The organism is Nostoc sp. (assembly GCF_036917465.1).
Classification (GTDB): Bacteria; Cyanobacteriota; Cyanobacteriia; order Cyanobacteriales; family Nostocaceae; genus Nostoc.
Genome location: NZ_JBALDL010000038.1, coordinates 1 through 11,443, shown reverse-complemented (window position 1 = coordinate 11,443; position 11,443 = coordinate 1). Strand labels below are relative to the sequence as shown.

9 protein-coding genes and 2 pseudogenes are annotated in these 11,443 nt (G+C 41.6%); 3 read left to right on the top strand and 8 right to left on the bottom strand.

Annotation, left to right across the window (positions count from 1 at the left end; translation table 11 throughout):
* Nucleotides 1-392: 392 nt before the first annotated feature.
* A pseudogene (locus V7K38_RS07290) lies at nucleotides 393-2,438 on the top strand (beta strand repeat-containing protein); the annotation flags it as partial.
* A gap of 283 nt (nucleotides 2,439-2,721) precedes the next feature.
* Here the strand turns inward: V7K38_RS07290 and V7K38_RS07285 are convergent.
* Nucleotides 2,722-4,815 (bottom strand): beta strand repeat-containing protein, encoded by a 2,094-nt coding sequence (locus V7K38_RS07285; RefSeq protein ID WP_334856608.1) that lies wholly within the window; start codon nucleotides 4,813-4,815, stop codon nucleotides 2,722-2,724.
* A 239-nt stretch (nucleotides 4,816-5,054) separates the two neighbouring features.
* On the opposite strand from V7K38_RS07285, the gene V7K38_RS07280 reads away from it, so the two are divergent.
* Nucleotides 5,055-5,264 (top strand): YXWGXW repeat-containing protein, encoded by a 210-nt coding sequence (locus V7K38_RS07280; RefSeq protein ID WP_334856606.1) that lies wholly within the window; start codon nucleotides 5,055-5,057, stop codon nucleotides 5,262-5,264.
* A 105-nt stretch (nucleotides 5,265-5,369) separates the two neighbouring features.
* Here V7K38_RS07280 and V7K38_RS07275 read toward each other — a convergent pair.
* The 5 genes and pseudogenes from V7K38_RS07275 to V7K38_RS07255 form a co-directional block, all read right to left on the bottom strand.
* Nucleotides 5,370-5,588: pseudogene (locus tag V7K38_RS07275) on the bottom strand (hypothetical protein); the annotation flags it as partial.
* Nucleotides 5,589-5,742: 154 nt separating this feature from the next.
* Entirely contained in the window at nucleotides 5,743-6,012 is a 270-nt protein-coding gene (locus tag V7K38_RS07270) for a hypothetical protein (RefSeq protein ID WP_334856605.1), read from the bottom strand.
* 597 nt (nucleotides 6,013-6,609) lie between these two features.
* Nucleotides 6,610-7,167, bottom strand: coding sequence for a hypothetical protein (locus V7K38_RS07265; RefSeq protein ID WP_334856603.1), 558 nt, complete (start codon nucleotides 7,165-7,167; stop codon nucleotides 6,610-6,612).
* A 264-nt stretch (nucleotides 7,168-7,431) separates the two neighbouring features.
* Entirely contained in the window at nucleotides 7,432-8,319 is an 888-nt protein-coding gene (locus tag V7K38_RS07260; protein WP_334856601.1) for a hypothetical protein, read from the bottom strand.
* Nucleotides 8,320-8,613: 294 nt separating this feature from the next.
* Entirely contained in the window at nucleotides 8,614-9,093 is a 480-nt protein-coding gene (locus tag V7K38_RS07255; protein WP_334856599.1) for a hypothetical protein, read from the bottom strand.
* A 110-nt stretch (nucleotides 9,094-9,203) separates the two neighbouring features.
* Here V7K38_RS07255 and V7K38_RS07250 point away from each other — a divergent pair, with 110 nt between their 5' ends.
* Nucleotides 9,204-9,356 (top strand): hypothetical protein, encoded by a 153-nt coding sequence (locus tag V7K38_RS07250; protein WP_334856598.1) that lies wholly within the window; start codon nucleotides 9,204-9,206, stop codon nucleotides 9,354-9,356.
* 360 nt (nucleotides 9,357-9,716) lie between these two features.
* Here V7K38_RS07250 and V7K38_RS07245 read toward each other — a convergent pair whose 3' ends face one another.
* Nucleotides 9,717-10,040: a helix-turn-helix domain-containing protein gene (locus tag V7K38_RS07245; protein ID WP_334856597.1), complete on the bottom strand. Its 324-nt coding sequence runs from the start codon at nucleotides 10,038-10,040 to the stop codon at nucleotides 9,717-9,719.
* Nucleotides 10,041-10,260: 220 nt separating this feature from the next.
* Nucleotides 10,261-11,148 (bottom strand): pirin family protein, encoded by an 888-nt coding sequence (locus tag V7K38_RS07240; protein ID WP_334856595.1) that lies wholly within the window; start codon nucleotides 11,146-11,148, stop codon nucleotides 10,261-10,263.
* Between the last annotated feature and the right edge of the window lie 295 nt (nucleotides 11,149-11,443).

Sequence of the window (11,443 nt, the reverse complement as noted above, 5' to 3'; positions counted from 1 at the left end):
AACTATTTTTTCTCGAAGATCGACAGAGTAGGACTTCATTTAAAAGTATTTATATTTTAATCTAGTGTACCTCATAATAGATGCAAGTGCTGTAAGGCTTAGATAGTTTAAGAGAGTTATGGGACTTACGCATCAATAAATGTAGCTTCAATTCATGAATTGAACTTACAGAAAATCAAGGTTTTCACTGTCTTTCTATCTACTAGCTTTAAGTTAGATAATTGTTACGTATAATTTTATTCTCTAGGTGGATCTTCGAGAAATATATTGTTTCTCAAGAGAATCGAAAACCCTAAGTTTTGGGGAATTTTTGTACCCTGAAACATCACTTGCAACAGTGTAAGAACTGAAGTTACTCAAAAAATCAATTTAGGTAGGTAAAAGTTATGGCAAACAACATCATTGTTGGAACCAACGGTAATGATACTCTAGTCGCCCAATACAACGACACCTTAACTGGTGGAGGTGGCAACGATATTTACGATATCAATATATATGGGCAATGCACTATTACAGATTTTGGTGGCATAGGTCAAGGAACAAATCCGACACCAGAAGTCATCGCTGAAGTGGATACCCTAATATTCCGAGGAGATTCTAGCGCTACTGCTCGAAATCTGCTGCTTACCCAGAATGGCAGCAATCTGGAAATCAGCTTTGAATATGATTCCAATGCTAAAGTTATCCTGCAAAACTTTGCCCTGTCCAACCTGGATAACCTTAGCACATCTACAGGAGCTACTGTAGATTTGGGCAATATCGTATTTTATGGACAAACTAGCACTACAGACAGCTTTGATGTCTTCAATGCCGACTCCACCCAAAGCACTATCTTCAACAAAAATACAGTTACCTTCCTTAACGACTTGAACAATAACGTTAGCGGTTTTGACAACTCAGATGATGTCATCAATGGTCAGGAAGGTGATGACATCATTGATGGCAAAAGTGGCAACGACTTACTGCGGGGTGGTGCGGGTAATGATACTCTCTACGGAGGTGCAGGTGACGATACATTGAGTGATGGTTTAATAGGTGATAACCTACTCTCTGGTGGAGATGGCAATGACTATCTTAACATCTCTGGCAGCTACAGCATTGTTAATGACATCATTGATTCTCGCTCAACAGGCAATAATACCCTCTACGGAGGCGCAGGTGACGATACATTGAGGGCTGGCGGTTCAAGAGGTGATAACCTGCTCTCTGGGGGCGATGGTAATGATTATCTTGACATCTCTGGCACGTACTTCAGTCGTAGTGGCATCACTGACACTCGCTCAACAGGCAATAATACCCTCTACGGAGGCATAGGTGACGATACATTGAGGGCTGGCGGTTCAAGAGGCGATAACCTGCTCTCTGGGGGCGATGGTAATGATTATCTTGACATCTCTGGACCCGAATCGGGTGGTAATTTCAAATCATACTCTTTCTCAACAGGCAATAACACTCTCTACGGAGGCACAGGTGACGATACATTGAGGGCTGGCGGTTCAAGAGGCGATAACCTGCTCTCTGGGGGCGATGGTAATGATTATCTTGACATCTCTGGCAGCTACATCAACGCAGGTATTGGATATACTGACTATCGCTCAACAGGCAATAATACCCTCTACGGAGGCGCAGGTAACGATACATTGAGGGCTGGCGGTTCAACAGGCAATAACCTGCTCTCTGGGGGTGATGGTAATGATTATCTTGACATCTCTGGCTACAGCTCCTACAGCTCCACCACGACCTTCTCCTCCTCTAGCTCAAGAGGAAATAACACTCTCAACGGAGGTGTCGGTGACGACACCTTGAGTGTTGGTGGTTCAATAGGTGATAACCTCCTTTCTGGAGGCGATGGCAATGATTATCTTGACCTCTCTGGTAGCTACTACACGAACGGTTATGCTATCAATGACTATCGTTCAACAGGCAATAACACCCTTGATGGTGGCGCAGGTGACGATACATTGAGGGCTGGCGGTTCAACAGGCAATAACCTACTCTCTGGTGGCAGTGGTAATGATTATCTTGACCTCTCAGGCAGCACAGGCAATAACACCCTTGATGGTGGCAGTGGCAATGATACCCTCATAGGTGGCAATGGTAATGACATCCTTATAGGAGGGAGCGGGATTGATACCTTTGTTTTCAATAGTTATAACAAAAAAGGCGTTGACACTATTTATGATTTCAATGCCACTAATGAACTGATTCAGGTATCAGCTACTGTTTTTGATGGCGGTTTATCAAAAGGTTCACTTTCAGCTAATCAGTTTACCATTGGAACATCTGCAACGACAAGCGATCAACGATTCATTTATGATAATTCTACAGGTGGATTGTTCTTTGACCAAGATGGCAGTGCAGGTGGTTTTACTCAGGTAAAATTTGCCCAACTATCAACCGGATTATCACTAACCAACAACAATTTTGTGGTTGGTTAATTAGGGGTTTCCAACAAATAAATTTAGGTGTCACACAAAGCTGAAACTATTGTCTGGTAATGAGTTGAGGACTTAGCCTAATTCCTTAGCGTACAACTTTCCCGTTTTGGCACAGTCCTGCCCTTAGCTACTCGACTTCCCAAAGTGCGTAGGCATTGGGCGTTGAGTAGCTAACAAAAGGATAAGTCAACTGGGTGGCATAACCACCCATCTTTCTGGTAAATTTCTGCCAACTGATTAACTTTTAGATTTTGTTACACCAGTTGATTTTTCAACCCAGATATTATGCAGCATCACCAGCAGCAGTAGTAGCAATATTAATGCCAATCCAGTTATAGCCGTTGTTGATGAACTTACCTGCTATATCATCACGACTGATACGATTATTTGAATCCTCTTGGCAAGTGTCAAAGTTACAAGCAATGGCGCTGTAGTCTACTGTGGTAGTACCATAGGTAGAGTTGTTGTAAATGCCACCACCATCACCAGACTCGTAACCACCAGAACTGAGTTCGATTCCGAAAGCTTTATTGTGCTTGATGGTACTGTTGCCTACTGTTAGAGTACCATCATTGTAAATGCCACCGCCAAAGTGTGCCTGATTGTCAGCAATTGTGCTATCACTCACAGTAACAACGCCTAATTGATTTACTGTATAACTATATACTGATGTCCCCGCACCGTGTACACTTATAGTTTCTCCAAAATTTATGTCCTTATCATTGTAGATGCCACCTCCGGCTGTCCCTGCCGTATTACCACTAATGCTGCTATAACTCACGGTAACATTGCTTAATTGACTGATGCTGCCAGTCCCGTCAAAGCTAGAGTTATAGATTCCGCCGCCGTACTCACTAGCATAGTTATTGCTAATAGTGCTGTCACTCACTGATAGGGTGTCATTATTGTAGATGCCACCTCCAGTGGTCGCAGTATTGTCACTGATAGTACTAGAATTTACACTGACTGTGCCACCAATCGCCCTGAAGATGGGAAATCCATCATAAGTTCCGTCGTTATAGATGCCGCCACCTTTGACTGCTGAATTACCAGTAATGGTAGTATTATTCAGGGTTATATTGCCAGAAGAATAAATACCACCTCCGGCTATCCCTGCTGTATTACCACTGATTATGCTGTTATTCACGGTTATACTGCCGCCAGTCAAAGCGAAGTTTAGCCCGTTATAGATCCCGCCTCCAGAGCCTGCTGTCGAGTTGTTGCTGATAATGCTGTTATTAACAGTTATAGGAGAATAGCCAAAAGAAACGATTGAGATACCACTAGAATGGTTGTGACTAATAGTACTACTATTTACAATTAGCTTGCCTTCATCGTCCAAAGTAATACCCGCTTTGGAATTATAACTTATGATACTATTATTTACGCTAACGCTACCATAAAAAATTCTGATACCGTCATTGATATTATCAGTGACAGTGCTGTAGTTTACAGTAAGATTGGTAGCAACTGATGATAGATTCCTACTATTCCTACTCATGATAATGCCGGAATCATTACCACTGATGGTGCTGTAGTTTACTGTAGCGTCACCATAGTTCGTAATGCCACCACTGCCAATAGTGTCATAGTGAGTTGATGTACTACCAGTGATAGTGCTGTAATTGACTGTGAGACTACCAGTCATACTAGGGGAAGTTATATCATTTACGATGTCACTACCGTTGTAGCCACTGACGGTGCTGTAGTTCACTGTAGCAGTGCCAATGTTGTAAATGCCCTCATTGTTCCTGTCGGCACCTGTTTGGATTTCAGTGTTGCCACTGATAGTACTGTAGTTCGTTATGAGGCTGCCAGAGTTGTAAATGCCGCCGCCAAAGTTGGTAGGGAAGACTCCTGCTTTTCCAAGGTAAATCTCCCCATAAGTAGCTAAGTTGTTACTAATAGTACTTTGATTTACGACAAGAGTACCAGTGTTGTAGATCCCACCGCCTGCGCTAATAATATTTCCGTTGATGTCTTTTGTGTTATTGGTTACTGTGTTACCAGTGATGATGCTGTTGTTTAAGGTCAGAACACCTTCATTAGATATTCCACCGCCTCCTCCTACGGCATTGTAACTATTGGTAATAGTCAGCCCGTTGATTGTAGCTGTAGCGCCAGTGGCAACGTCAAAAACACGAGACGCACTCTTATCACTAATAGTTAGTAAGTTTGGATTTTTACCTTGAATGGTAATGTCATCTGTGATACTTAAACTACTACCAGTCAAACTGATGGTATGAGCTAGCCCATCATGAAACAGCCCACCAAAATTAATGATGTCTTTTCCTGAGAGGGCATTAGCATCTAGAATTTCTTGCCGTAGTGAACCAGCACCACTGTTGTTGGTATTAGTAACGGTAAATATAGCCATTGTGAATATTGCTCCGATTTTTATTTAGGTGTATAAAAATTGCGCTCAAGGATCGTCTAGATACTACTACGAATTGGGAACATTTTTTATGGACATACTAATGACACATTATTGACATAAGTATAAATAAAATCTTAAAAAAAACAAAACTATTAATTAATGAATTAATCTACTTAAATTAATCGCAATTAAGTCAAAAACTGGCTTAATTGTCAAAAGTTGAGTTAAGGAAAAAAATCATGAACAAAATTATTGCAGGAATAGTAGCAATACCTCTGTTGATTGCTTCCATGCCTAATGAAGCATCAGCTCTATCAGGAATTGTCAATCCAGAAGTTCAAAAACCACAAGTGGGAACATTATTGCTAGCTAGACGTGGGCGGTGGATACCTGGGCATTGGGTAAGAAGAAATCACCACCGTGTATGGATTCGGGGACATTATCAATAAGCCCAAGTCAGAAACTTAAGTGCATTTTAGGTATTTGTAACTAAATTCCCAAATGCTCTTGCCCGATAATAAAATTATTATCGGGTAGTCTTTTTTATCAAGAAATCCAACTTCCGAATTTATCACTTTAACGAGGTCTGATTCGATTTCCGACACTTCAGCTTTTAGCACATCTGCCCATTTAGGAACAGCAGACTTTGTACTTTTATTTAGCTGAATACGAAAGCGAATACGGGTTTTATTTAACTGTGAGAAATTATGATGCTCGACTACTGCATTAGTTAGGAAATTTGCAGCAATAGGGTTGTCGATTGCTTGTACCATGAGCATTATTTTTCAATTTCGATTAAGCGAAGCTTTCCTTATGGCTATTTTTCAAGAGAGTGAATGTCTGCAATAGCTCTATGAATTGTTTTTGTAGAGTCATTTTGTAGCCGGACAGGTCTTTTGATAACTGGCGGTTTATGTATTGACATCGCTAAAATAGTTGAAGTTGCTGTGAATTATCCTGTACCACAGGCTTGTTATAAGTCATACCTTCGACTTCATAACACCGAGTCATAAGTTTGTTTCGATTTAGTCGAAAGCTGGCTTTTTTCCTTTGATTAGGCAGAGGTAAAAACAGATATTGTGGATGTTGTATACTACCTGTATCACCCAGATATCGACAAAGCGTACCGTTGATTTGGTAGACCTTTGATGAACTCAACAGTGTCGCGTCGTACACTTTAATCAAATTTGTTTTCATCTGATTATTATTGAAGTAGAGTGTGCAATAATCTTTTGTGGAATCGATTTTTCTCTACAGTAAAACTTAATCAGTTTGACTGTAGAGTTTTTCACGTATAATGTAATTTTGCGATTCTTTCAAAGATTCTTTCAAAGATAGAAATGCTCGAAAATCTGGTTTAATTTTGACTTTGATTCATCTGGTAGTGCCTTAAAATCAAACTCCTCTGAGTCCCAAACTTCATCAACACTATTGGACTCATCAACAATGTTTGCAATCAAACAAGATTCGTCGTTGTAATCCTAACCGTTAGCCAAAAGCCACGGCAGAACTCCCTCGGATTGTAATAGTTTTTCGATGTCGAACGAGTCGGAAAACTGTTGTAATTTTTCGATACTGGGCTGAACAATTGTTATAGTCATCTTTGATTATTTGTGAATAGGTAAACAGCAAAAAGAGGGGGAAAGGTTAAAGGGTAAAGGGAAAGGGATTCATGAATTAAATCATCAAGAGAAAAGCAAGGTTTTTACCTTTACCCCTTTTCCTTATTCATTAGCTGTAGACAAAGCTTGAGTAACTTCTAATTACAGTGTCTCAAGCCCTGTCTACAACAAGTTAGAACACCATTTCTGCCGCAGCTTTTGTAACAGCAATCGCCTGTTTACTGATTTCTCGCCAGTCGCTTTGCTCGTTGTAGGATGCCATTACTAATTCCGACTCTACCCATACCCGACAGAACAGCACACTTTCGTCAGTTGTTCCTGGCTGTGGCTGTAGCGTAATTGGAGAATACAGCTGTTCTGGAGTCAGAGTTGCGATCGCAGCAAGTATGCACTTTGATAAATGTGTATCGTAGCCTGATTCTAAGATATATGTCCGATCTGCTTGCATAGTAATCAACAACTTACAGGATTCTTTTTTGCGGCGTTCTGTATTCTCAAACCGCAGTTCTTTAAGATATCCTGTTAAAGCAGTTTGGGGGATATCACTCGGTTCACCATTTAGCTTGTACCACAGCCCTCCGTGCTGACGATTGCAATAGATTTTGCAACTGCCAGCTTCAGAGTGCAATCCTAGTTTTGGCTTATTGATTGAAGCGATAAGCTGTTTTAATAACTCTTCCTGGCGCATTAAAGCAGCAAGTAAATCGGCATTATTTTCTTGAGAGGTCATAAGTTTCTCCAATACATTTCACTCTCTCATTGGCGAAGCCGTTGATTTCAGATGTATCTATCAAGTACAGAGCCAATAAAACAGCGCTCTTGTTAATACAAAAGCGCTTTTTGAAGAAGAATTCAGCTATTCTGAATTCAGGAGTCAGAATCAAGACGCTCTCTACGAGACGCTGCGCTATCCGCAACTCGTACAAAATTCATGTCTGTTTTCTGACTCCTGAATTCAGAATTCTGTTTCGATAAAACAGTTATTAGATTAAGATTATCCGTGTGAATTAAACCTGACCAACAACTCTTCACGGGATAACTGAAGGCATAGCGGAGTAAATTCTTCTGGCGTTAACTGCAACAAACTATCAACGACTCTCAACAGTTCTTCATCAACAGAACCAAACCGGAATCTCAACAAGTTTTCTACAACTTGGCGTTGCCCTTCTTGTACCGCTTGCGCTCTTGCCTCTTGATAAGCTTCCGTTAAGTTCATAATTAACTCCTGGTCATCTTCGGTTAAATCTGTTTGTGTCATCACGCTTATACGCCACCTGTAAACCATTTCAAGAACATTACGGCGGACAAGATTCTCACTTGGAAGGGCAACCAGTTCACTTACTGCAAGCTGTTGCACTGTTCCCCGTCCCAAAAGCCTAAACCATAGAGTTTCTTCGGTGACGGGTAACTCGTTAATTGCTAGTATTGCGCCTCTAAAACATTTTTGGAAAAAGTAAACTCCAGTCATCCACTTTTCTAAGTCTAGCTTAACCTCCAAATCTGCTAACAGAGAGGCTGAAGCACTAGGTGTCAAAATCCACAAACGAGCCAAATCATTCTCGCTAATGGTCGTTTCTTCTCTTTTGGCTTTGCGTTGAGAATCCGCAATTACAGTGAACAACTTCATGAAACAGTTACGTACTTCTGTCCGACTAGGTTGATTGCGAAACGGTTCTAGTAGCGTTGTATTCACCAGCGCAATTCTTCCCAGCAATCCTAGATTTTCTGCTTGGGCTTGGGGGGAAGGTAAAAATAATACATCTACAAATCTGGTTACATCCGTTACTTCCCTGTTAATTTTTACTTCTCCTATTGGAGCGAGTAGCTCCTCTAAAAATTCTTTAGCAAATTTGTCGTGAGGTTGATGAGGTTGTTGGGTCATTTTGTAAGGGCGAACTGTGTTTTATTTTACAAGGATTGATTATGGTTGCATGGTGGGTATGAGAACCCACCTTTTTATTTACGCTGCTACCAACTCCCGACAAACTTGCGGCAGTTCAATCGGAGCAGTTGCCCTGGACAGCTTCTTTACAGCCTCTTTCACACTCCAATACCGTACTCCGTCGCCACAGCGCCAATAGTAAGTCTTGGGATCGTTTTCCCATAACTCATCAGCATTCCTGACCTTGAAGATTATGCCTAAGAACTCACCATCGAGATATACGTTTTCAGCCGTCTAAAGGTCAGTCTTGCCTACATAGGTCAAGCGGTAGCCGTCCACTGGCGTACACAAGTCTTCTGCACGAATACCACGATACCCGCAGTTACCGCACCCATGACCATCACAGTCTGGGCAGATAGCGCCAGGGGAAGACTGAAATCTGGGCGGGGTAAAGTCCCATTCAGGAGGTGGGGAAAATAATCGAGCCTTGTGGGAAATATAGCATCCAGCATGACCAATTACCTTATCAGGATAGTATTGGACGCTCAACGATAACCAATCACAATTACCTAACAAGCCAATTTTGTCAGCAGCTTCTTTCAACTCATTATCTAGTTGCTGATTGCGCTTTACTGGAGCAGAAAGACTTGTTTTTATCTCTGGTACTGCGCGTTTGAATGGCTCTTTGTGGTATCGAGCATAGCCGTGGATCATTTTCACCCATACAATATCATCACTGTTAATCCAGATGGTAACTACATCTTCGGCTGGCACTCTTTTGAATAGTCCGACTGATTGACGATGGTTGCAATGATTTGGCGATCCTGTGTGGTTAGCGGATCTTTTGTTGGCGCAGGGGCTAAACTTTGTGTCATGATTATAAATTGCCTCTTGATTGGGGTAAAAAGGCGATCGCTCCGTCCGCAAAACTATGCGATCGCCCCATTTTTATTGGTCAGTTTGTTGTGCTGAAGGCGCAACACTCTCAATCTAGAATTGGCGAAGCCTCATATTTAATGCTTCTAACCAGTGATTAGGAGCTTGCCAGAACAAGAGATACTTTGAACAGGCGACAGTCGGCTTCAAAAGCTTTCCGTCGTTTTACTCTGGCAACTTTTTATCGCTCCAGGGGCAATGCCTTTATGTGAGCGTCTTGATTCTGGAAAGATTGAATGAAGTTTTTTGCAACTAGTTTTCAGACTTAGTTAGGTCATCCGACTTATCTCCGGCGATTTGAGCGTTACAAGGTTACTTCCGGCCACTCCGGTTTAGCTCCGGCTACTTTTCCCGGCGGCACTTCAGTTTTGGTTCGTTGAATGTTCGTTGAATTAGTTTGCGATCCCTTTTTGCGTTTGGGTGCAGGCAGTTCGCTTTTCCTTACAAAAATTATGCAACTTTTAGTTGTGATTGCCAACTCCTAATTGCACAATCTTAGTTGATTTCAAACACAGTAACTCAGCTAATGTACAGCCAAATATTTTACACAAGGCAGTAAGGACTTCTGGAGAAGCGTTTTTGACATCTGTATTTGTCTCCATCCTATTCAAATACTGGCGGGAAATATCTACTTCAAATTCAGTAAGCCTTTTAGATAAATTCAATAACGGTATATCGCCACGCAACTCACGCATTTTCTGCCCGCGTGCAGCTGTCCATTTTATAGAACCTACTTCTGTCAGTGGTAACATCACGACCTCTTCCATTTCTTCTCTACTTGCCATATTATGCAATTTTTAGTTTACAAATGCAATAGCATATTGCAACTATTTGTAGCAGAAATTCGCCAGCGCGACAAGCAGGGAGCGACATAGCTAGGCTTACCACAAGCCACAGAAAATATCCCAGGAACCATTTTCAGTAGGCTTGGAGCTAATTGGGATATTCTACAAAGTAAAAAGCTCTGCCAGTGGTTGTTCTAGCCAATTAATGTTTTCAACACAACTAGGAGAAGGGATTAGCTTCTGTTACCACTTTTGGTAGCGGAATAAACTCTGTTTCATCTGGCAAGGTTGCAAAGCGGCGATCGTGCCAATCAGCTTTAGCTTGCTCTATCCGTTCTACTCGGCTAGAAACAAAATTCCACCATTTGTAGCGTGTACCCAATGGTTCACCACCAATGACAATACATCGAGCATCGGCAACAGCAGAAATCTTTATCTCATAACCTGGCTCTAAAATGGCGAAGCGATATGGTTCTAACGGTTCATCATTAATCTTCAATCCTTCTGTGACGCTGTATACTGCCCTTTCGGAATAATCAGCAGGAACAGTGAAGTGAGCATTGCTCCCCAGCATCACATCTAAATAAAGAATGGGTGAGAAAACTTTGACAGGTGAGGTATAGAAGCGTGTTTGTCCAACAATGAGTTTGATAATAGCGCCATTCTCTTCCGAGTTGGGAAGAGTTTCAGCAGGATAGTGAGTAAACCTTGGATCTGTTTCTTCGTATTCAACAGGCAGGGCAACCCAAGTTTGAATTCCATGAATAGTGGCTTCGTTATGACGGTCAGAATCGGGAGAGCGTTCGGAATGTACGATCCCTTTTCCCGCCGTCATCCAGTTGACTGCACCTGGTTGTATTGACTGTACACTACCCAAACTATCGCGGTGTATCAAAGCACCATCAAACAAGTAAGTTACCGTTGCAAGATTGATATGAGGATGTGGTCGCACATCAATCCCTCTGTTGGGGGGCAAAACGGACGGCCCAAGATGATCAAAAAAGATAAATGGCCCGACCATTTGGCGATTAAGATATGGCAAACTGCGGCGGGCAGTAAACCCACCTAAATCTTTAACTTCGGGTTCAATCAGTTGAAGTATTGCCATGACTGATAAATGCAGATTATGAATACTCCAATAATTATAAGTATATTCATTTGAAAAAAGCCTTAGTTATCTGTTTGTATTAAAGACTCTCAGCGTCCTAAGTCAAATTCTCAACGTGCAATTTAAAGAGTACCAATTGCCCACCTTCATTTGTTTGACATGACCAAGTAGTGTAGAAGTTGACATTGTTAATTGCCAAGTAGGACTAATTTCAATTGATTTTAATCATCCGTGAGCCTGCTAAGAGTGAACAGATAGAGTCAATGCTCAAAACCTGGGATGTATTCATTAAAAT

Coding starts and splice junctions, on each gene's coding strand:
- V7K38_RS07285 (WP_334856608.1), bottom strand. CDS start 4,815: ATGGCTATATTTACCGTTACTAATACCAACAACAGTGGTGCTGGTTCA.
- V7K38_RS07280 (WP_334856606.1), top strand. CDS start 5,055: ATGAACAAAATTATTGCAGGAATAGTAGCAATACCTCTGTTGATTGCT.
- V7K38_RS07270 (WP_334856605.1), bottom strand. CDS start 6,012: ATGAAAACAAATTTGATTAAAGTGTACGACGCGACACTGTTGAGTTCA.
- V7K38_RS07265 (WP_334856603.1), bottom strand. CDS start 7,167: ATGACCTCTCAAGAAAATAATGCCGATTTACTTGCTGCTTTAATGCGC.
- V7K38_RS07260 (WP_334856601.1), bottom strand. CDS start 8,319: ATGACCCAACAACCTCATCAACCTCACGACAAATTTGCTAAAGAATTT.
- V7K38_RS07245 (WP_334856597.1), bottom strand. CDS start 10,040: ATGGCAAGTAGAGAAGAAATGGAAGAGGTCGTGATGTTACCACTGACA.
- V7K38_RS07240 (WP_334856595.1), bottom strand. CDS start 11,148: ATGGCAATACTTCAACTGATTGAACCCGAAGTTAAAGATTTAGGTGGG.